Annotated in this window: 21 protein-coding genes and 1 tRNA gene; 16 read left to right on the top strand and 6 right to left on the bottom strand. The window is 43.0% G+C overall.

Features of this window, described 5'->3' with window-relative positions; translation table 11 throughout:
• Positions 1 to 80: 80 nt before the first annotated feature.
• The 7 genes from DV702_RS09080 (at position 81) to DV702_RS09050 (ending at position 7237) form a co-directional block, all read left to right on the top strand.
• Entirely contained in the window at positions 81 to 1604 is a 1524-nt protein-coding gene (locus tag DV702_RS09080; protein WP_114924477.1) for a tetratricopeptide repeat protein, read from the top strand.
• 106 nt (positions 1605 to 1710) lie between these two features.
• The gene (gene trxB, locus DV702_RS09075) at positions 1711 to 2661 is read left to right on the top strand and encodes a thioredoxin-disulfide reductase (RefSeq protein ID WP_114924476.1); all 951 of its coding nucleotides are present in this window, start codon (positions 1711 to 1713) and stop codon (positions 2659 to 2661) included.
• A 961-nt stretch (positions 2662 to 3622) separates the two neighbouring features.
• Entirely contained in the window at positions 3623 to 4099 is a 477-nt protein-coding gene (locus tag DV702_RS09070) for an 8-oxo-dGTP diphosphatase (RefSeq protein WP_114924475.1), read from the top strand.
• Between the two features lie 4 nt (positions 4100 to 4103).
• The gene (gene rapZ, locus DV702_RS09065) at positions 4104 to 4991 is read left to right on the top strand and encodes an RNase adapter RapZ (protein ID WP_114924474.1); all 888 of its coding nucleotides are present in this window, start codon (positions 4104 to 4106) and stop codon (positions 4989 to 4991) included.
• 7 nt (positions 4992 to 4998) lie between these two features.
• Entirely contained in the window at positions 4999 to 5961 is a 963-nt protein-coding gene (gene yvcK, locus DV702_RS09060; RefSeq protein WP_240315591.1) for a gluconeogenesis factor YvcK family protein, read from the top strand.
• A 41-nt stretch (positions 5962 to 6002) separates the two neighbouring features.
• A complete protein-coding gene (gene whiA / locus DV702_RS09055) occupies positions 6003 to 6935 on the top strand; it encodes a DNA-binding protein WhiA (RefSeq protein ID WP_114924472.1) in 933 nt (310 codons plus the stop codon).
• A gap of 47 nt (positions 6936 to 6982) precedes the next feature.
• Complete coding sequence (locus tag DV702_RS09050) at positions 6983 to 7237, top strand: HPr family phosphocarrier protein (protein ID WP_114924471.1); 255 nt, start codon at positions 6983 to 6985, stop codon at positions 7235 to 7237.
• 196 nt (positions 7238 to 7433) lie between these two features.
• Here DV702_RS09050 and clpP read toward each other — a convergent pair whose 3' ends face one another.
• The gene (clpP, locus tag DV702_RS09045; RefSeq protein WP_114924470.1) at positions 7434 to 8027 is read right to left on the bottom strand and encodes an ATP-dependent Clp endopeptidase proteolytic subunit ClpP; all 594 of its coding nucleotides are present in this window, start codon (positions 8025 to 8027) and stop codon (positions 7434 to 7436) included.
• A gap of 222 nt (positions 8028 to 8249) precedes the next feature.
• On the opposite strand from clpP, the gene DV702_RS09040 reads away from it, so the two are divergent.
• Positions 8250 to 8321 (top strand) — tRNA-Arg (locus tag DV702_RS09040).
• Positions 8322 to 8409: 88 nt separating this feature from the next.
• Positions 8410 to 8796 carry a hypothetical protein gene (locus tag DV702_RS09035; protein ID WP_114924469.1) on the top strand — a complete coding sequence of 129 codons (387 nt, stop codon included), beginning with the start codon at positions 8410 to 8412 and terminating at the stop codon, positions 8794 to 8796.
• A gap of 150 nt (positions 8797 to 8946) precedes the next feature.
• Here the strand turns inward: DV702_RS09035 and DV702_RS09030 are convergent, their stop codons facing one another.
• The 5 genes from DV702_RS09030 to DV702_RS09010 form a co-directional block, all read right to left on the bottom strand.
• Positions 8947 to 10239, bottom strand: coding sequence for an arsenic transporter (locus tag DV702_RS09030; protein ID WP_114924468.1), 1293 nt, complete (start codon positions 10237 to 10239; stop codon positions 8947 to 8949).
• Complete coding sequence (locus DV702_RS09025; protein ID WP_114924467.1) at positions 10230 to 10541, bottom strand: ArsR/SmtB family transcription factor; 312 nt, start codon at positions 10539 to 10541, stop codon at positions 10230 to 10232. Before DV702_RS09025 ends, DV702_RS09030 begins: the two co-directional genes overlap by 10 nt.
• A gap of 829 nt (positions 10542 to 11370) precedes the next feature.
• Positions 11371 to 12339 carry a metal ABC transporter solute-binding protein, Zn/Mn family gene (locus tag DV702_RS09020; RefSeq protein ID WP_205407156.1) on the bottom strand — a complete coding sequence of 323 codons (969 nt, stop codon included), beginning with the start codon at positions 12337 to 12339 and terminating at the stop codon, positions 11371 to 11373.
• Between the two features lie 59 nt (positions 12340 to 12398).
• Positions 12399 to 13268: a metal ABC transporter permease gene (locus DV702_RS09015; RefSeq protein ID WP_114924465.1), complete on the bottom strand. Its 870-nt coding sequence runs from the start codon at positions 13266 to 13268 to the stop codon at positions 12399 to 12401.
• Entirely contained in the window at positions 13268 to 14008 is a 741-nt protein-coding gene (locus tag DV702_RS09010; protein WP_114924464.1) for a metal ABC transporter ATP-binding protein, read from the bottom strand. Before DV702_RS09010 ends, DV702_RS09015 begins: the two co-directional genes overlap by 1 nt.
• Before the next feature lie 406 nt (positions 14009 to 14414).
• Here DV702_RS09010 and DV702_RS09005 point away from each other — a divergent pair, with 406 nt between their 5' ends.
• From DV702_RS09005 to pgk, 7 genes are all read left to right on the top strand, one after another.
• The gene (locus tag DV702_RS09005) at positions 14415 to 14993 is read left to right on the top strand and encodes a LemA family protein (protein WP_114924463.1); all 579 of its coding nucleotides are present in this window, start codon (positions 14415 to 14417) and stop codon (positions 14991 to 14993) included.
• Between the two features lie 14 nt (positions 14994 to 15007).
• Positions 15008 to 15775, top strand: a complete 768-nt coding sequence (locus DV702_RS09000; protein WP_114924462.1) for a TPM domain-containing protein — start codon at positions 15008 to 15010, stop codon at positions 15773 to 15775.
• A gap of 69 nt (positions 15776 to 15844) precedes the next feature.
• A complete protein-coding gene (locus DV702_RS08995) occupies positions 15845 to 16657 on the top strand; it encodes a hypothetical protein (protein ID WP_114924461.1) in 813 nt (270 codons plus the stop codon).
• Positions 16641 to 17096, top strand: coding sequence for a glutaredoxin family protein (locus DV702_RS17345; RefSeq protein ID WP_371682679.1), 456 nt, complete (start codon positions 16641 to 16643; stop codon positions 17094 to 17096). Before DV702_RS08995 ends, DV702_RS17345 begins: the two co-directional genes overlap by 17 nt.
• A gap of 86 nt (positions 17097 to 17182) precedes the next feature.
• The gene (locus tag DV702_RS08985) at positions 17183 to 18259 is read left to right on the top strand and encodes a sugar-binding transcriptional regulator (RefSeq protein WP_114924460.1); all 1077 of its coding nucleotides are present in this window, start codon (positions 17183 to 17185) and stop codon (positions 18257 to 18259) included.
• Between the two features lie 54 nt (positions 18260 to 18313).
• A complete protein-coding gene (gene gap / locus DV702_RS08980) occupies positions 18314 to 19321 on the top strand; it encodes a type I glyceraldehyde-3-phosphate dehydrogenase (protein ID WP_114924459.1) in 1008 nt (335 codons plus the stop codon).
• 132 nt (positions 19322 to 19453) lie between these two features.
• Positions 19454 to 20641 carry a phosphoglycerate kinase gene (gene pgk, locus DV702_RS08975; protein WP_114924458.1) on the top strand — a complete coding sequence of 396 codons (1188 nt, stop codon included), beginning with the start codon at positions 19454 to 19456 and terminating at the stop codon, positions 20639 to 20641.
• The last annotated feature ends 7 nt before the right edge of the window (positions 20642 to 20648 follow it).

Here is a 20648-nt window from a genome sequence, read left to right as displayed (position 1 = left end):
AGATAGTTGTGCTATAATGGAAGGAAGATTGCAGAGAGGGACGTCTAGAACGTCCCTCTCACTTTTTCGGAGGAGTTCGATTGGAAAAAAATCAAAGGTACAATAAAAAGAATATTATATCGTTTCTGCCTGACGGAGACTTTTACCGCAAACGTGCTATGCAGGCTATGCAGCGTGAGCAGTTTTCGGATGCGGAGAAATATTATAAGCGTGCATTGGAGTTAAACACTGATGATGCATTGACTCATATGGAGTACGGTGTCTTCATCATGGAAGTCGGTCGTTTTGAAGATGCCTATGAGCTGCTGAAAAAAGCCGATACGTTAGAGCCGAATAATGAAGAGACTACTTTTTATTTAGCAGAAGTCCATGCACATCTGGGTTTATTGCGTGAAGCAAAGCAATACGCGATGAAGTATATCGGCATGGCTCCGGAAGGCTTTTTCATGGAAGAAGCACATGAAATCGCCGAGTTCGCTGATCAAGAGGAAATGTTTCTTGAAGAAAGCGAAGATGTCGATGGTGAAGTGTTAATTATGCAGGAGAAAGCGCGCCGAATGATGGAAGAAGGAAATTTTGAAGAAGCGATTGAAGTATTGGAAGGCTTATTGGCGGATTACCCGAAAACATGGGCCATCCATAATAATTTAGCACTCGCTTATTTCTATATCGGCAAAGAAAAACAAGCGGAAGAAATTCTTTATGATGTGTTGCGTGAAGAAAAGGGAAATATTCACGCGCTATGTAATTTGGCGGTTTTCTTTTACTATGGCCGCGAAGAAGAAAATCTTCGACATATGATGGAACTTCTTTCAAAGATCAAACCTTATCAATTGGAGCACCGATATAAATTAGGTGCGACATTTGCGTTAACCGGCCGTTATGAAGAAGCCTATCATTGGCTGAGGAGTTTACAGAAACGTGGATTCCAAGGGGATGTAGGGTATTATTTTTGGCTTGCAAATGCTGCTTTTTTTACCGGGCATCAAAAAGTTGCAGAACAAGCATATGAAAAATTGCTGATTTTGGACCCTTCAAAAGAAGGTTTTGAACCTTGGAATTCATTGGAAGACGACGTAGATCCTGAGTCGTTTGAAGAAGATGTCGCATTTTTAATCCAGAAAATTTCCAGTTCCTACCGCAGTGAGCGGATGATGGGTCTGTATTTACTAGGCAAGTCCTCTCATATGCAAGAGATTCTTTCCCATCCCGGCTATATTCATATGGATGAGTTAAGTGCAGCGGAGCAATTATTTTTGGCGCACAGCCTGGAGTATTCATTCATTGCGGAAAATACGTTGGAGAAAGCGTTGGCGCGAGCACTGATGATTTGTGACTATTTGTATGATGAATATAAACCGTTGAATCAACGCGGGGAACAGTTGTTTCAAATGTGGTTCGCTTTATGTGAAAATGCATTGAGTCAAGATTATCCGTTTACTAACCCGGGTGCTCTTGCGGCAGCTGTTGAATACATGTTCAAAACATCCCGCGATGAGCAGGTGACGAAGAAAGCCATAGCGGAAAACTATAGCATCTCCGTATCTACAGTCACGAAATATGTGAATGAGTTAATGGAATTTTTACCACAACCAACGGATTGAATGGAAAACATGTTGCATTTAAGTTGAATTTGTTTAGGAATTCTACTACGATTTCATTATAGCAATCAAACAATGAGTAATTGAAAACTGAGGGGGAACGAATAACATGTCAGCAGATAAAATTTATGACGTAATTATTGTAGGTGCAGGTCCGGCCGGTATGACAGCAGCGGTATATACAGCACGTGGAAATATGTCCACACTCATGCTAGAAAGAGGGATGCCGGGCGGTCAGATGGCTAATACAGAAGACATTGAGAACTATCCAGGGTTCGAAACGATTCTAGGCCCGGATCTTTCCACTAAAATGTTCGAACATGCGAAGCGTTTCGGTGCAGAATATGCTTATGGCGACGTGACGAAGATTGAAGACGGACATGAGTATAAGACGATTCACGTAGGCGACAAGAGCTATAAAGCGCGTGCCATTATTTTAACGACAGGTGCAGAATACCGTAAGATGGGAATTCCAGGCGAAGCAGAGTTAACAGGCCGCGGCGTTAGTTACTGTGCAGTTTGTGATGGTGCATTCTTCCGCGATAAAGAAATCGTCGTGATCGGTGGAGGGGACTCTGCAGTTGAAGAAGGTTCTTACTTAACACGCTTTGCGAGTAAAGTAACTATCATCCACCGCCGTGATACGTTGCGTGCACAAAAAATTGTACAAGAACGTGCATTTGCGAATGACAAAATTGATTTCATCTGGAATACAACGGTCAAGCAAGTAAACGAAAAAGATGGCAAAATCGGATCAGTGACACTTGTTTCTACTGAAGACGGTTCAGAGCGCGAGATGGAAACAGAAGGAATGTTCGTATACATCGGATTGGATCCGTTAACAGAGCCGTTCAAAGATCTTGGTATTTTGGACGAGAACGGATATATTGAAACGAATGATATTATGGAAACAAAAATCCCCGGCATTTATGCGGCTGGTGATGTGCGCGAGAAGTTATTGCGTCAAGTCGTCACAGCAACAGGCGACGGCAGTATCGCAGCACAAGCGGCACAAAAATATATCGAAGAACTGATGGACGAAGTAGAAACAAAGGCATAACGAAAAACGAGTTTGACTTTGGTGATCGGATGGTGTGAAGCTGACCTAACGTGTTATGCGGCTTACGCCTGTCGTCCTAAACCTCTCGGAGTCGATCGTCTGTAAGCTCCAAGCCGTACTTAGTGTGTGCAAGACAGGTTGATAGCTCTTTGTATGTGGTGAAAACCAAGTAGAATTGTCTGATACAATCTGACCGTTTTTTAAGTTAGATAGCGGTGAAGTGTTTTAGCTACTATGACTGTTTCGATGAACTGAGTGGAAAAGCAATGACTCTATATATATTCAGTCAGGCAATCTAAAGCTTCACCCACACTGTTCAGAAAGCGGAACTTACCATACTCTATTTCTGGACGAACACAGACTGACTTACGAACACTAAGTCAAGGATTCTCCCGGAAGAACCGGCGACTCTTGGAGGATCAGCACGACAGGCGTAATCGCCACGCACTTTTGGCGAGTCCGCCGCGTGCCCTCAGGAAAGCGTCCGGTTTCTCTCGGGAGAATCCTAGCACGTATACTATTTTTCTGCACCACCAAAGGAGAAGTCACTTACCCTACTCCTCTTTCTGGACGAACACGGACTGACTTACGAACACTAAGTCAAGGATTCTCCCGGAAGAACCGGCGACTCCTAGAGGATCAGCACGACAGGCGTAATCGCCACGCACTTTTGGCGAGTCCGCCGCGTGCCCTCAGGAAAGCGTCCGGTTTCTCTCGGGAGAATCCTAGCACGTACACTCCTTTTCTGCATCACAAAAGACCATTCTTTCCTGTAGACAATCAACAGACTGGTTCCAAGAGAAAACTACGCAGTTGCCGCGTTTTTAGTTCATAAGTGTAACAATATAGCAACAATGTGGCTTTTTGCGGTATAAACTGCCGTAACTAGCCATATTTTTTTATCGTTTTTTAACAAAGCAATGTATACTAGTAGTACATACGTGAAAAGTGGGGACAGCCTATGCAGAAAATTGCTAATTTACTCGTCGTGAAAGACGGCCAAGTACTCTTGCTGAAGAAGCCGAGACGCGGATGGTATGTGGCGCCCGGCGGCAAGATTGATGAAGGTGAATCAATATACGAAGCGGCTGTTCGTGAGTTTGTAGAAGAAACAGGAGCTCAGCCGATCCAACCGCATTTAAAAGGAATTTATACAATGATGATTATGGACGATGAAGGGCAACAATTAGTCAATGAATGGCTGCTCTTTACGTTTGTCGCTCATGATTATTCAGGCGACGTTTTGAAAACAACAGTGGAAGGTGAACTAGAATGGCATCCGTTGGAAAGTTTGCATACATTACCAATGGCAGAAGGTGACCGTTCGAATTTACTATTCGCTGTTAATGAACGAGGCACACAGTACGGCACATTTTATTACACAGAACAATTCCGCTTATTGCGTGAATCTCTACAACAATCAACGGAAGGTGAATAAATTAATGCAGCAACCACAAGATTCGAATGAATATGAAGTTGTGATTATTACGGGAATGTCAGGTGCTGGTAAAACTGTCGCTATGCAGTGCTTTGAAGATATGGGCTTTTATTGTATCGATAACTTACCACCGGAATTATTTGTAACGTTTTTGGATTTAATGATGAAGTCAGACAATCAAATGAGACGGATCGCAGCTGTAATGGATACACGTGGCGGTAGTTTATTTGACTCGTTGATTACAGCACTTGAAGGTTTGTTTAAGATGGAAGACGTGAAAACGAGTTTGCTGTTTTTAGATTCAAATGACGAAACGCTCGTCAAGCGCTACAAAGAAACACGTCGTTCTCATCCATTATCTGAAGGTGGCGTATTGCTTGAAGGAATCCGCAAAGAGCGTATTTTACTGACAGAGTTGAAAGGTTTATCCCGCTCGATCATTGACACCTCTCACTTAAAACCAAAGCAATTACGGGAAAAGATTACAAGTGTCTTTGCAGAAGCTGGCGAACCGACATTCACACTGAACTTTGTATCGTTCGGTTTTAAACATGGCATGCCGATCGATGCAGACGTCGTGTTTGATGTCAGATTTTTACCGAATCCATTTTACCTGGAAGAATTGCGGCCACTGACTGGTTTGAATTCAGAAGTCTCTGAGTATGTGCTGAAGTGGAGCGATACAAAGTTATTGATTGAAAAACTAACGGATTTATTTAAGTTTTTAATTCCGCAGTATAAACAAGAAGGTAAAGGCCAGGCAGTCATCGCTTTTGGATGTACAGGTGGTCAACATCGTTCGGTGACGCTTGCTGAATACTTTACGAAAGTTTTCAAAGAGGAATATCCGACACAAGTATCTCATCGGGATGTCGAAAAAAGAAAGGGCTGACCGTTATATGCAAACCACGGATGTGAAACGTATAGTCGTATTCGGTGGCGGTACAGGGCTCTCCAATATCCTCCGTGGCCTAAAGCGTTTTCCTGTTGGCTTGACTGCAATCGTCACTGTAGCGGATGATGGTGGGAGTTCGGGTCGGTTATTTGACCAATATGATATCCCGCCACCTGGCGATGTCAGACAGGTTATGGCAGCGCTTTCAGATGTGGAGCCGTTAATTGAGAAAATGTTCCAGTATCGTTTCGATGGTACTGATGATTTGAAAGGACATTCTCTTGGAAATTTAATGCTCACCGCATTGACGGAAATTACAGGAGACTTTACTCGCGCTGTAGAACAAATGGGCGCTGTGCTCAATATTAAAGGAAAAGTATTACCTGCAGCCAATCAACGGATTACCTTGCATGCAGAACTTGAAGATGGTTCAATCATTACAGGCGAATCCAAAATTCCGCTCTATGGCAGAAAAATTCGCAACGTCTTCATTACGCCGCAAGATGTGAAACCTTTGCCGGAAACTGCCAATACGATAAAAAATGCTGATTTAATCGTTTTTGGTCCGGGAAGTCTGTATACTAGTACTTTGCCGACTATTTTGGTGAAAGATATACGGCAAGCTGTTCTTGAAAGTTCTGCAAAAAAGATTTATATAGGAAATTTAACGACGCAGCGAGGCGAAACATATCGCTATACAGCTTCTGAGCACGTCCAAGCACTGTATGACCATGCAGGCCAATCATTCCTCGACGCTGTTCTAGTAAATGATGTGGACGCATTTAAACGCAGGTACCGTATCGATGGCAATACGGAGCCGTGGTTAGTGGAAAATGATCTACAACAGTTGCGAACGCTAGTACCAGAAGTATTTGTGCAAGAGATTGCCACGATGATGAATGGAAACATTGTTCATAAAACAATGGAAGTGGCGGATGTATTAATGAATTATATAGAGAAAACGTAGAAGGCGTACAGATATGAAGATCGCCGAAGAGGGGGAATATCATGTCTTTTGCATCTAAAACCAAAAAAGAACTCACGCAGATCGAAGCGGATGACTGTTGTACGAAAGCCGAAATTGCAGCGTTTATTCGTATGAACGGTGTTATGTCTTTTTCGAATAAACAATTGAGTCTTGATGTGCAAACTGAAAATGCGTCAATTGCGAGAAGACTTTATTCTAATTTGAAAAAGTTGTATCCTTATAAAGTAGAGTTGCTTGTACGGAAAAAAATGCGGTTAAAGAAGAATAATGTCTATATTTGCAGAATACGAGAAGGTGCGAAAAACTTGTTGGAGGAACTTTCCATCATGACGCATGATTTTCAGATGATCAATACAATCGATCCACAGCTGATTCGCGACGATTGCTGTGCACGCGCTTACTTACGCGGAGCTTTCCTGGCAGGTGGTTCCGTTAATAATCCCGAGACCTCTTCTTATCATTTGGAAGTGTTCTCAAGTTATCAAGAACATAGTCAGTCGCTCGTTGAGTTGATGAATCGCTATCAACTGAATGCGAAGTCCATTGAACGGAAAAAGGGATTTATCGCGTATTTAAAAGAAGCAGAGAAAATTTCAGATTTTCTCGGAATTATCGGTGCTCATGTTTCCCTTATGAAGTTCGAAGATGTTAGAATTATGCGAGATATGCGTAACAGCGTCAATCGATTAGTGAATTGTGAAACTGCCAATTTGAATAAAACGATTGGGGCAGCGCAAAGACAAGTGGAAAATATTAAGTTGATTGAACGGACGATCGGTCTAGATCAACTACCAGAACGCCTTCAGGAAATTGCTCAATTACGTGTTGAGTATCAAGATGTTACGTTGAAGGAGCTTGGCGAGCTGGTGACAGGTTCTCCAGTTAGTAAGTCGGGAGTCAATCATCGTTTACGGAAGATTGAAGAGATTGCCGAGAGGTTACGTGGAAATTAATGAATAGTAGATCCTTCTGAAGAAGAGGAAGAAAAGGAGCATACAATATGGTAGAAAAAACAGTAAAAGTAGGTATTAAACCGGGGTTACAGGCAAGACAGGCGGCTTTGTTTGTGCAAGAGGCGAATAAGTACACGGCGGATATCTATTTGAAAAAAGAAAATCGACAAGTGAACGCGAAGAGTATTATGGGTATTATGAGTTTGGCGATTGCCAAGGGAACAGAGATTACGCTGATGACTGATGGAATTGATGAGGATTTGGCTCTTCAAAATTTATCGGAGTTAGTGGAAACTGAATAATGATGGAAGGGGTTGTCGAGAAGGTCAGTAGTGTCTGATTTTTTGTGATGACCTCTTTTTGATGTAGTTGTTTTTGGGGTAACCGTTCGATTATTGTGTCTATTGCTCACTAATAAAACCAGGCAGAGGAAAACGGATAGTTTTCTCTGCCTGGTTTTATTTTAGAGACTTCGTAAATAGCCTCTTTTTATAAGTTTTATTTTTTTATGTCGTTACGTGACATGACGTGGTCGATTAAACCATATTCTTTTGCGCGTTCAGCTGTCATGAAGTTGTCGCGGTCTGTATCGCGTGCGATGACTTCGATTGGTTGACCTGTGCGATCAGCTAAGATTTGGTTTAGTTTCTCACGTAAGTGTAAAATACGCTTCGCCGCAATCTCAATTTCAGTAGCTTGCCCTTGAGCTCCACCAAGTGGCTGATGTATCATCACTTCAGCATTCGGCAAAGCATAACGTTTACCTTCTGTACCTGCTGTTAGTAGGAAAGCTCCCATAGATGCAGCCATACCAACACAAATTGTTTGGATATCTGGCTTGATGAATTGCATTGTATCGTAGATCGCCATTCCAGCTGTGATGCTTCCGCCTGGGCTGTTAATATAAATGGAGATATCTTTATCTGGATCTTCTGCTTCCAAGAATAAAAGTTGTGCTACGATAGAGTTCGCAACATTGTCATCAATGCCACTGCCGAGCATGATAATACGGTCTTTTAACAGGCGAGAGTAAATATCGTACGCCCGCTCACCGCGGTTTGTCTGTTCAATAACTGTAGGAATTAAATTCAATGAAAGTTCCTCCTTTAAATATATCTTATTCGTTCGGTTGAAATGAGTTTATATTTCAACTGTATCTGTATTTTACATAAGTTGGTCAACAAAGGTCAAATGTTTCGCCTTAAATTAACATATTGCTTTTCATTATATTCCGCGGTATAATGGAACATGTCTCTTAGAGAGGTTTTTTATAACACTTCATAAAAGTACCCAATATGCGCGGTATATAAACTAGTCCTCGTGGTGCAATGGATAGCACGTAAGCCTCCGAAGCTTAAAATGTGGGTTCGACTCCCGCCGAGGGCATCAAGGTTTCATCTAGTCAACGATCAATTATGGTCGTTGATTTTTTATTGGCAGTAATGGATGGAAATCAGGAAAGGAATGGATACTAATGAGCAGAAAAGAATACTTGCAACATATTATTTCACTACATGAACGACTGATCCTGACATCTGAAGAGTACGAAGGAGTAGCCGAAGAATTTATACGTAAGCAAGAACTAAATATTCCAGCTATGAAAGAACAATGGCTAGAGAAAGTAGAGGAGTTCAAACAGATTCTTACTGACATGATGGCACTTGAAATTCCAAATGCGTTTGAGATAGAGGGTAAGGAACTTCAGCTAGTTTATGAACGGTTTGTTCACTGTGTAGAAGAAAAGACGCACATATTCAGTGTGGAGGCGATGGAGAACGGAGAATTAGATACGATTCAAGAGCAAGAAGAACAAGCGGCGGAACGTATGGAAGAACTAATCCAATCGATGTTTGATAAATAATCTACAAGAAAAAGAATTACACGAACTAGGCAGAGAAAAACGATTCATTTTCCTCTGCCTAGTTTTATTTTATAATCGTTCGCCCTAGCGCATATTCAATAGTTCTCTCCTACAGAAAGCTGAAGAATGCAGCGTGGTTGAAAACCTCTCTCAACCAATCGTCAACCACCACCATAATCCAGTCAACGTAATAAACAACGTCGGCACAGTCAATACAACCCCCACTTTAAAATAATACCCCCAAGAAATTTTCACATCTTTCAACGACAGCACATGTAACCACAGTAATGTAGCAAGCGAACCGATCGGTGTCATCTTTGGACCTAAATCCGACCCAATCACGTTCGCATAAATCAATGCTTCCCGAATTTCCGGAGAAACCGCAGCATCTTGAATAGCTAACGCATCAATCATCACAGTCGGCAAATTATTCATAAATGAAGATAAAATAGCCGCTATAAAGCCCATGCTGAGCGTCGCTGCATATAAACCGTAACTAGAAGTCCACTCAATCACATCCGTAAGTGCAACCGTCATGCCTGCGTTACGAAGCCCATATACTACCACATACATACCAATCGAGAAGAAGACGATAGCCCACGGTGCACCCTTTAGCACCGTGTGCGTATTAACAGCGGTACTGCGTCGTGCGGTCAGTAGCAGAACAATCGCTACAGCACCCGCCACAAATGAAACCGGCAGCGCAAGAGATTCACTAATGAAATAGCCGACCAACAAAATGCCGAGTGCTACAAAAGACAACCGGAACATTTGGATATCGCGTATCGCGGAGGCAGGGGAGCGCAATAACTGTCCATCGAACTGTTTAGGAATCGACTTCCTAAAATACAGATAAAGCACCGCAATACTCGCTGTCAAACTGAAGAAGTTTGGAATAATCATACGACTCGCATATTCTGCAAAGCCAACTCCGAAGAAATCCGCCGAAACGATATTCACTAAATTACTCACGACAAATGGCAACGAAGTCGTATCTGCGATGAATCCCGAAGCCATCACGAAAGGAAGAATCATCTTTTCTTTGAAATTCAAAGCTCGTACCATTGCCAGCACAATCGGTGTCAAAATCAAAGCTGCACCATCATTCGCAAACAAGGCGGACACACCAGCGCCAAGTAGAATGATCAGTAAGAACATTCGGACACCGCTACCGTGAGAGAAACGAGCCATATGCAGAGCAGCCCATTCAAAAAAGCCGATTTCATCTAAAATTAATGAGATAATAATAAGTGCCACAAACGTCAAGGTAGCATTCCAAACAATCAAAGTCACATCTACAACATCCGTAAAATTAACTACACCGGCAAGCAACGCAAGAATAGCCCCTGCCACTGCAGACCAGCCGATGGACAATCCTCTAGGTTGCCAAATAACAAATAGTAGCGTCAATAAGAAAATAATACAGGCTAAAATCACTTGCATGACATGTCCTCACTACGATCAACGGCCTCAGCCGGTAGTAACTGCAATAAATCAACTAGCAACTTGTATTGCGGATGTTCTGTATGAATCGACCAATAGACCCACCGTCCGCGCTTCTCATCGCGCACGATGCCATCTTTCTTTAAGCGATGCATATGCTGACTGACAGCCGGCTGAGAGATAGCTAGAACAGATTGCAAGTCACAAATGCATAATGATCCGCCTTCCAATGCTTTCAGTAAACGCAGCCTCGACTGATCTCCAACGGTTTTTAAGTATCGTTCCAATGCCGCCGCTTCCATATAAAATCCTCACCCTTTCTAAGTGAGTTCATTATATAAGCAATGACTTATGTATTCAATAGTTTTCAATAATAATTTCAAGTCTATTGATTAACTTTATTATGTATAATCCTCTCGTTCATTTAGTTTAAAAAGATTTTGACTATTGCAGTTGGATGGAGTAAAGCTGACTTGAAGAGTCTTGCGGCTGGCGCTTCCAGACGATACGCTTTCCGGAGGGGACGCGGTGGACCTCGCAAAAGTGCACTGCGAGTTACACCTGTCGTCCTGATCCTCCCGGAGTCGATCGTCTTCCAGCTTCAGCCGAAACTTAGTGTGTGCAAGACAGGTTGATCACTCTTTGTAGGGGTGAAAACCAAGTGGACTTGTCTGATACCATGCGACCGCTTTTGAAGTTAGATAGCGGTGAAGTATTATCTGCTACTATGACTTCTTCGATGAACTGAGTGGAAAAAGAAATGACCCTATATGCATTCAATCAGGCAATCCAAAGCTTCACCCACATTGTCGAGGAAGCGTAACTTACCATACTTTATTTCTGGACGAACACGAACTGACTTACGGACACTACTTCAAGGATTCTCCCGGAAGAACCGGCGACTCCTGGAGGATCAGGACGACAGGCGTAATCGAAAGCGAACTACTGGCGAGTCCGCCGCGTCCCCTCAGGAAAGCGTCCGGTTTCTCTCGGGAGAATCCTAACACGTACACTAATTTTGAAAATATAGTTTCTAACATATCTCAGAAAAAGATGAAGCCATACATAAAAAAAGAAGCCACTAATAAAAGTGACTTCTTTCGAAAAACAATTGGTTGACCAGCACACTGCTTAACGCTCTTTACTTAACTCATCATGGATCAAGTCCATATTATAGCTCAAGTACTTCACATACGTATCGATCTCATCGCCAGGATTACCGATTTCATCAGAATAGATCGGCTTTTCTGCAATTGGAACACCCGTCTCTTCTGAAACAGTTTCCATCGGACGTGTATCTACGTTAGATTCTACAAACAATACAGGAACATTATGTTCTTGGATATAGTGAACAAGTTCTTTAATTTGCTTAGGAGAACCGTTCTCTTCCGTGTCAATTTCCCAAATGTACGCTTCTTTTAATCCGTAATGATCATTCAAATATTGGAAAGCACGTTCACTCGTTACGAGCACACGATTTTCTTCAGGAATAGTCGAAATACGCTCAGCGAATTCTTCATCCAATTCTTTCAGACGCGCCACATACTGATCGCCTTGTTCTTTAATCTTATCGCTATTCGTTGGATGCTTTTCAATCAATGCATCGCGCATCGCTTCTGCCATCTTAACACCGACAGCCGGATCAATAAAGGCGTGGGGGTTGATTTCTTCTTCAGTTCCATCTTCTCCACCAATATACTTAGGTTCTACTTGTTCAGTCAGGCTGAAAATGTTTTCATCTTTCTGATTAACAGAATCCATCATCTTAAAGAACCAACCTTTTTCTCCACCTTCAAGATTCAATCCGTTATAAAACAATACATCTGCATCTGTAGCTGCTTTAATATCATTTGGCAATGGCTCGTATTCGTGTGGATCCGTTCCAGTCGGTACTAAGTTGTACACTTCAACGAAATCTCCGCCGATTTCACGTGCCATATCTGCAATAATCGTAAATGATGTGACGACCTGTAGTTTATCGTCTGCTTGCGCTGTTTTGTCGCCAGCGTCTGTCGTTCCTTCGCCATCGTCATTACCGCAAGCGGCTAACATAAACACAGCAAGAAGTGACAGACCTAGCCATTTCACTAAGTTCTTCATGTAATACATTCTACTCCTTTTTCTAACTTATTATATTACCGCCGTAGCGGATGATCCCTTCATTGATGTCCTGCAGTAATCGCTTTACGCTTAGATATCGTCCGAATTTTGCTGACAACAACTCCTTGCTTAGGCGAGAAAAGGAATGCCAAAACGAATAGGGCAGTCGTTGCGAGTGCAATGACAGGTCCTGACGGCATGTTGTACAAGAAACTGAAATATAATCCGATAATGGAAGAAACAGCACCGAAAAACGCAGCAAGCACTACCATGATGGATAGTCGGTTCGTTAAGAGATATGCCGTAGAAGCAGGTGTTATTAATAATGAAACGACCAAAATAACGCCGACAGTCTGTAATGAAGCGACTGTAACTAATGTCAGTAAAAACATAATAGCGTAATGAATCATACGCGTCTTTAATCCGTAAGCGGCTGCCATCGTTTCGTCAAAACTGGAAACGAGCAGTTCCTTGAAAAATAAAATGACGACCAAAATAACGATGGTTCCGATAATTAGCGTCAGCCACATATCGGAAGCGCGCACAGATAACACGTTACCGAAGAGAATTTGTGTTAAGTCTGTAGCGCTTTTTGCTTGCGTGATCAAAATAATACCTAAAGCAAAAAATGCGGAAAAGACGATACCGATGGAAGAGTCATTTTTAATTCGACTGTTTTGAGAAATGGCACCGATCCCGAATGCTGTTAACACACCGGTCAGCACGGCACCATAGAAATAATTGATCCCGAGCATGTAGGAAATTGCGACACCAGGAAGAATCGCGTGAGAAATCGCATCTCCCATCAGTGCCATACCGCGGAGTACGATAAAGCTGCCGATGACTCCACAAATGATTCCTACCATAATGGATGTAACAAACGCTTTCTGTAAAAAGCTATACGTTAGTAAGTCTGAAATAAATTCCATTACATTGAAACCTCCAAGCCATCAAGCATGAACTGCCGATTGTATGCTTTCGTCATATTGCCAGACTGAAACACTTTGTTGACAGGACCTGCATCGATCAATTCTTTATTCATTAACACTAATTTATCGAAATAACTTTTCACTTTTGATAAATCATGGTGAACGACGAAAATGATTTTTCCGGCAGCTTGCAATTCACGCAAAATCGTAATGATGATTTCTTCACTGGAAACGTCAATCCCGACGAAAGGTTCATCCAGAAAGAAATAATCTGCCTTCTGTGCAAGCGCGCGTGCTAAAAATACGCGTTGCTGCTGACCGCCGGATAATTCACCGATTTGGCGATTGGCGAAATCCTCCATACCGACTTGTTTCAAACATTCCATTGCCCATTCTTTATCCGCTTTTTTAGGTCTGCGCAAAATGCCGACTTTCGGATAAGTGCCGAGTAAGACCGTATCTTTTACGACAATCGGGAAGTTCCAGTCGATATTTGAACGCTGTGGGACATAGGCAATCTGTCTCCGCATTTCATCCACTGATTTACTGCCGAATTTGACAGTCCCATGATCTTTATGAATTAAGCCAAGCATGGCCTTTAGTAATGTAGATTTACCGGCACCGTTTGGACCGAGAACCCCAATCAAACTAGAAGGTTCAAATGAGAATGAAACGTCTTTTACTACTTCATTTCCGTCATACGATACGCTAATGCGTTCGACGGTTATCGGATCAATCATTCTGTTTCCTCCTTTTTCTTTCCCTTGTGCAACATTTAAGTAAATAATAACCAGCGAATATACCGCTTCGGTTAGATACGTAGTTTATAAAGAATATACAATTAATAGTTTCCTTCATGCAACTCTAATGCTTGGTTAGTACTATATTGTTTCCTTCACGCAACTTTTAATAGTATAGCGCAAGCAAAATAATCTGTAAAGAATTAAATGAAAAATATTCTCATATTAAAAACGACATGGCTATTCTCTAAAAACCTATCATATAGTATGTATTATATTCAGTCGCGTACAGTTGAGGTAGGATGCAGACCTAGTTTTTTTGACGATGGATAAAACAAGAAGTTTGGCATGATAAACAATAAGGGTAAGTACATACTAAACAAGTAGTGGAGAGGAGTCGTTGTGGATGAAGAAAGTCGCTGGCCCGCTGATCGTCGTCATTGTATTAGTCGTAATCGCCGCACTTATGGTAATCCCGAGTTATAATAAGTTAGTAAATCTTGAAGAGGATGTCGATCAATCGTATGCGCAGATCGAAACGCAGTTACAGCGCCGAGTAGATTTGATTCCTAATTTAGTAAATACAGTCAAAGGATACGCGGCACATGAAAAAGAAGTGATCGATAATATTGCGGCCGCACGCAGTAAAATGGCTGGTGCACAAGGTCCAGAAGAACAAGCAGCCGCAGATTCGGAACTTTCGAGTGCTTTGAGCAGATTATTAGTAGTAGTTGAAAATTATCCTGACTTAAAAGCCAATCAAAACTTCCAAGCGTTAATGGATGAATTGGCGGGCACGGAAAATCGTATCGCAGTTGCACGTAAAGATTATAATGATGTCGTGTCACAATTCAATCGCCGAGTGAAACGGTTCCCGGGTAAATTGATCGCATCGATGTTCGGATTTGACGAAAAAGAATATTTCAAAGCGGTCGAAGGGGCGCAACAACCGCCAGCAGTCGATTTTGGGAATGATACGAAGTGAGGAATCGCTTCAGCATGTTCGTTGCAGTCCTGCTAGTCGCCCTGATCGGCACTGCAACACATGCATATGCGGTGACTGATGTCGTAGTGGATGAAGCAAATATTTTATCGCCTCAACAAGAAGCGGAGTTACGTGAATACGGTCTTCGTCTGCAAGGCGCAACAAAAGCGGAATTTGCGGTTCGCACGGTTTATTCACTCGAAGGTGTACCGATCGAAGAGTATGCGGTTCGTAAACTTCGAGAGTTGGAATTAGGCGATGCCAAAATGAATAACGGCGCATTGCTGATCGTCTCTACAGAAAAAGACGACGCCTTAAATATTAAACGCGCTTTTTATTTGACGACAGGTTACGGTTTGGAAGGTGCACTTCCAGACGGCAAAATCGGACGCATTATCGATGAAGTCGCGATGCCGTACTTAAATGAAGGTCAACCAGATATAGCTATTATGGAAGCATACAAAGCATTTTATAATGAAATCGCAGCGGAATATGGATTAGAAGGCGATGACTTACCCGTCGCCTATGCTCAGTCTCAAGAAGAGCCTGGCATTCCATCGTTCGTCATCGTCATTATTATTTTGTATCTGCTTTACCGCATGTTTAAAGGAGGCGGACGAGGTGGCAGAGGTGGTCCTCCTGGCGGCAGGTCAAGCGGCGGCCCAATTTTCTTCCCAGGCAGTTTTGGCGGAGGAAGCGGTGGCGGCGGTGGCTTCGGTGGTGGAGGAGGCTTTGGCGGCGGCGGTTCCGGAGGCGGAGGCGGCGCTGGCCGAAGTTGGTGAGGTGTTTATAGTGAAAAGTATCAAAAGCGTAGTTGCTTTTGATGCTTTTTTGTTGCGGAGAGGTGTTCTATGAGCGCGCGCGTTGATTCTATGATCGCGCGTGTTGCTTCTATGAGCGGAAAGCGATGTTCTATGATCGCGCGTGTGGCTTCTATGATCGGAAAGTGGTGTTCTATGAGCGCGCGTGTGGCTTCTATGAGCGGAAAGCGATGTTCTATGATCGCGCGTGTTGCTTCTATGATCGGAAAGTGGTGTTCTATGATCGCGCGTGTTGCTTCTATGATCGGAAAGAGGTGTTCTATGATCGCGCGTGTTGCTTCTATGATCGGAAAGCGGTGTTCTATGATCGCGCGTGTGGCTTCTATGAGCGGAAAGCGATGTTCTATGATCGCGCGTGTTGCTTCTATGATCGGAAAGTGGTGTTCTATGATCGCGCGTGTGGCTTCTATGAGCGGAAAGCGGTGTTCTATGATCGCGCGTGTGGCTTCTATGATCGGAAAGTGGTGTTCTATGATCGCGCATGTGGCTTCTATGAGCGGAAAGCGGTGTTCTATGAGCGCGCGTGTGGCTTCTATGATCGGAAAGCGATGTTCTATGATCGCGCGTGTGGCTTCTATGATCGGAAAGCGGTGTTCTATGATCGCGCGTGTTGCTTCTATGTTCGGAAAGCGATGTTCTATGATCGGAAAGCGATGTTCTATGATCGCGCGTGTTGCTTCTATGATCGGAAAGAGGTGTTCTATGATCGCGCGCGTGGCTTCTATGATCGGAAAGCGGTGTTCTATGAGCGCGCGTGGCTTCTATGATCGGAAAGCGGTGTTCTATGATCGCGCGTGTTGCTTCTATGATCGGAAAGAGGTGTTCTATGATCGCGCGCGTTGATTCTATGATCGGAAAGAGGTGTTCTATGATCGCGCGTGTTGCTTCTATGATCGGAAAGCGGTGTTCTATGATCGCGCGTGTGGCTTCTATGAGCGGAAAGCGGTGTTCTATGATCGAAGCAAGATCTCCAACTAACGACCAATACAACTTCATTGAAAATACATCCGAAATTTACTATGATAGACAACAAGTCGAGGTGAGTGGAATGAAGTTTGAGTTGTATACGCGTCCGAATTGTCCGCTTTGTGTGGAAGCGGAGCAGATGCTGCGTTTGGTGGCGGAGGATCATCCCGTTGAGTGGGAAACCATTAATATAGAAGAAGATGATGAAATTCATGAAAAATATTTGTTGATGATTCCGGTTTTGGAGCGTCAAGGGGACGTCGTGTTGTATGGAAATATTGGATATATTGATATTTTAGAAATAATCGATCAATGAAAACGCTTTCTTTGTTGTGTTTCATTTTGCAAAATGCTATACTAACGTTATAGTATTTTTTTATTGTAGGTGGGACGCTTTTATAAATGATGGATCAAATGCGACCCACGTCGAAAAGAGTGATGAAATTGAACTTATCATTTACCGATGCACAACTCGCACTTGTACCTGAACTTCCTACATTAATAGAGCAACGGTATCATATGCTGAAACTTATAAAATTATCAGGCCCTGTGGGAAGACGGACGCTGAGTTCGATGTCCGGTTATTCAGAACGTGAAACACGATCGATGCTGGAGTTATTAAAAGAGCAAGACTTGGCACATATTGCAAAAGAAGGCGTGTCGGTCACAGAAAAAGGTATAGAAGTTCTTTTTGCTTTACATGATACGATTGAAGAAAGATCAGGCAGGCGTCAATTGGCGAGTGAACTGGCAGAACGGTTAGCTATTAAAAAAGTCCATGTAGTAGAAGGCGACTCCGATTACTCGGATGTAACAAAACGACTTCTCGGCATGCAGACAGCAAAGCAATTCCGTAGCCAAATTCAAAAGCACAAAATTGTAGCAGTGACTGGCGGTAGTTCCGTAGCTATGGTTCCGGCCTTTATGCAAACTGATGAATTATCAGATCTGTTATTCATCGCTGCAAGAGGCGGAGTTGGCGAAGAACTTGGATTACAGGCGAATATGATTGCTGCTTCGTTTGCTGAAGCGTGTGATGCATCGTACAAAGCGTTTTATTATCCAGATACTCTCAGTGAAGAGGCACATGCAGTATTCCAGCATGAACCTGCCGCGAAAGAGATGCTCGAGTTATATAGTAAAACGGAATGTGTCATACATGGCATTGGCGATGCGACTCGGATGGCACTGTTACGAAACTCTTCAGAGGAAGAACAGCAAATTCTTATGGAACGCCAAGCGAAAGGAGAAGCATTCGGCTTTTACTTTAATCAGCAAGGGGAAATTGTCCACCGCATTCGCACAGTCGGGATTCAGATTGAGCAGCTTCAACAAGTACCTTTATTATTTGCGGTAGCAGGCGGGAAAAGTAAAGCACAGGCGATTCTTTCTTATTTGGCCGGTGCACCGTCTCAAACCATTTTATTAACAGATGAAGCAGCGGCAGAAGAAATGCTGGCGCTAATGAAAAAAGGCTAACCGCCCGTACGTTGGGCAAATATATAGTATTACATTATACGGAGGCGATTTTTTATGACATTGAAACTAGCGATTAACGGATTTGGACGTATTGGACGAGTGGTATTACGTGAAACATTGAAGACAGAAGATGTAGAAGTGGTAGCAATCAATGACTTGACGGATGCAGCTATGCTTGCACACTTGCTGAAATACGATTCTGTTCACGGAGTATTAGATGCAGATGTACAATCAGATGAATCTTCATTGATTGTCAACGATCAGAAAGTGAAAGTATTTGCAGAAAAAGACCCTGCGAACTTGCCTTGGAAAGACTTGGGCATTGATATCGTCATTGATTGTACGGGAGTATTCCGCGATACAAAATCACTGCAAAAGCATATCGACGCAGGAGCTAAAAAAGTGATCTTGTCTGCTCCGGCAAAAGGCGAGATGACAACATTAGTTATGGGTGTCAATGAAGAAACATACGATGCGGCAAACGATCAGATCGTCTCCAATGCATCATGTACGACAAACTGTTTGGCACCAGTCGTGAAAGTATTGAATGACGAGTTCGGTATTAAGCGCGGAATGATGACAACGATTCACTCCTACACGAATGACCAGCGCATTTTAGATCTTCCGCATGATGATTACAGACGTGCGCGTGCGGCGGCGGAGTCAATGATTCCTACATCTACAGGTGCAGCATCTGCAGTAACAAAAGTCATTCCTGAACTAAAAGGTAAATTGGACGGAATGGCAGTACGCGTACCGACTCCGAACGTGTCACTCGTTGACTTCGTGACAGAGTTAAACCAAGAAGTAACAGCGGAGCAAGTAAACGAAGTCTTGAAAAAAGCTTCTGAAAACGAGCTGAAAGGCTACTTATACTACAGCGAGCTGCCTTTAGTTTCAATCGACTACAACGGCAACACCGCATCTTCTACAGTTGACGGATTATCTACGATGGTCATGGAAGGCAATTTAGTAAAAGTAATTTCTTGGTACGATAATGAATCAGGCTACTCTGCACGTTGTATAGATTTAGCTCGCTACATGCAAAAACAGGGCCTGTAAATCGCTAATTCATAGGAATCTACTATTAAACATAGCCATTCTACAGTGAACCGATTATAATGAATAAATATGGGTGAGAGGAACGGAGAAACCCGTTCCTCTTTTTATATTATCTCGGAGGAGGACTTATCTATGAAGTTGAAAAAAACGATTAGAGATATCGAATTACAGGGCAAGCGCGTATTTTGCCGTGTCGATTTTAACGTGCCAATGGAAGACGGTCAAGTGACGGATGACACACGGATCCGCGCGGCATTGCCGACTATTCAGTATATGGTAGGTGAAGGCGCGAAAGTAATTTTGGCGAGTCACTTAGGTCGTCCGAAAGGTGAAGTCAAAGAAGATATGCGATTGACACCTGCGGGAGATACATTGTCTGAACTTCTCGGTAAAAAAGTACGGAAAGTAGACACCTCGATCGGCGAAGAAGTAGAACAAGCGATTGCTGACATGAAAGACGGCGAAGTGATTTTGCTTGAAAACGTTCGCTTTAATCCAGGCGAAGAGAAAAATGATCCGGAACTATCGAAGAAATTCGCGGATCTTGCGGATGTGTTCGTCAATGATGCATTTGGAACAGCGCACCGTGCACACTCTTCAACTGCCGGTATTGCACAATACATACCTGGTGTTCTAGGATTCTTACTTGAAAAGGAATTAGACGTCCTTGGCAAAGCATTATCCGATCCAGAACGACCATTCACTGCGATTATCGGTGGAGCAAAAGTAAAAGATAAAATCGGTGTCATCGATAATTTATTGGATAAAGTCGATAACTTATTGATCGGTGGCGGATTGTCGTATACGTTTACACGTGCGCAAGGATATGAGACGGGCGATTCGTTAGTAGAAGAAGACAAAGTGGAATTGGCACAGTCCTTCATTGAAAAGGCGAAAGAAAAGTCTGTGAATCTGTACTTGCCGACAGATGCGGTAGTGGCGGACGCGTTTTCAGTAGATGCCAACACGAAAACAGTTTCTGTAGATGACATTTCCAAAGGCTGGATGGGTCTTGATATTGGACCGGAAACAGCTGAGCGTTATAAACAAGTGATAAAAGACTCGAAGTTCGTCATTTGGAACGGTCCGATGGGTGTCTTTGAAATGGAACCGTTTGCGAATGGTACGAAGACCGTGGCAGATGCGATGGCGGAAACAAATGCTTATACTGTAATTGGCGGTGGAGATTCAGCAGCAGCTGTTGAGAAGTTTGAAGTGGCAAAACATATGGACCACGTATCGACAGGTGGCGGTGCTTCACTGGAATTTATGGAAGGCATCGAATTACCGGGAGTAGCCGTATTACAAGATCGAGAATAGGAGGAAT

The sequence above is a fragment of the Sporosarcina sp. PTS2304 genome (assembly GCF_003351785.1).
GTDB lineage: Bacteria > Bacillota > Bacilli > Bacillales_A > Planococcaceae > Sporosarcina.
This window is presented reverse-complemented; position numbering and strand designations above follow the sequence as displayed.

Excerpts from the sequence above, each read along its gene's own strand:
- trxB (WP_114924476.1), top strand. The coding sequence starts at position 1,711 with ATGTCAGCAGATAAAATTTATGACGTAATTATTGTAGGTGCAGGTCCG.
- DV702_RS09070 (WP_114924475.1), top strand. The coding sequence starts at position 3,623 with ATGCAGAAAATTGCTAATTTACTCGTCGTGAAAGACGGCCAAGTACTC.
- rapZ (WP_114924474.1), top strand. The coding sequence starts at position 4,104 with ATGCAGCAACCACAAGATTCGAATGAATATGAAGTTGTGATTATTACG.
- yvcK (WP_240315591.1), top strand. The coding sequence starts at position 4,999 with ATGCAAACCACGGATGTGAAACGTATAGTCGTATTCGGTGGCGGTACA.
- whiA (WP_114924472.1), top strand. The coding sequence starts at position 6,003 with ATGTCTTTTGCATCTAAAACCAAAAAAGAACTCACGCAGATCGAAGCG.
- DV702_RS09050 (WP_114924471.1), top strand. The coding sequence starts at position 6,983 with ATGGTAGAAAAAACAGTAAAAGTAGGTATTAAACCGGGGTTACAGGCA.
- DV702_RS09035 (WP_114924469.1), top strand. The coding sequence starts at position 8,410 with ATGAGCAGAAAAGAATACTTGCAACATATTATTTCACTACATGAACGA.
- DV702_RS09030 (WP_114924468.1), bottom strand. The coding sequence starts at position 10,239 with ATGCAAGTGATTTTAGCCTGTATTATTTTCTTATTGACGCTACTATTT.
- DV702_RS09025 (WP_114924467.1), bottom strand. The coding sequence starts at position 10,541 with ATGGAAGCGGCGGCATTGGAACGATACTTAAAAACCGTTGGAGATCAG.
- DV702_RS09020 (WP_205407156.1), bottom strand. The coding sequence starts at position 12,339 with ATGAAGAACTTAGTGAAATGGCTAGGTCTGTCACTTCTTGCTGTGTTT.
- DV702_RS09015 (WP_114924465.1), bottom strand. The coding sequence starts at position 13,268 with ATGGAATTTATTTCAGACTTACTAACGTATAGCTTTTTACAGAAAGCG.
- DV702_RS09010 (WP_114924464.1), bottom strand. The coding sequence starts at position 14,008 with ATGATTGATCCGATAACCGTCGAACGCATTAGCGTATCGTATGACGGA.
- DV702_RS09005 (WP_114924463.1), top strand. The coding sequence starts at position 14,415 with ATGAAGAAAGTCGCTGGCCCGCTGATCGTCGTCATTGTATTAGTCGTA.
- DV702_RS09000 (WP_114924462.1), top strand. The coding sequence starts at position 15,008 with ATGTTCGTTGCAGTCCTGCTAGTCGCCCTGATCGGCACTGCAACACAT.
- DV702_RS08995 (WP_114924461.1), top strand. The coding sequence starts at position 15,845 with ATGAGCGCGCGCGTTGATTCTATGATCGCGCGTGTTGCTTCTATGAGC.
- DV702_RS17345 (WP_371682679.1), top strand. The coding sequence starts at position 16,641 with ATGATCGCGCGCGTTGATTCTATGATCGGAAAGAGGTGTTCTATGATC.
- DV702_RS08985 (WP_114924460.1), top strand. The coding sequence starts at position 17,183 with ATGATGGATCAAATGCGACCCACGTCGAAAAGAGTGATGAAATTGAAC.
- gap (WP_114924459.1), top strand. The coding sequence starts at position 18,314 with ATGACATTGAAACTAGCGATTAACGGATTTGGACGTATTGGACGAGTG.
- pgk (WP_114924458.1), top strand. The coding sequence starts at position 19,454 with ATGAAGTTGAAAAAAACGATTAGAGATATCGAATTACAGGGCAAGCGC.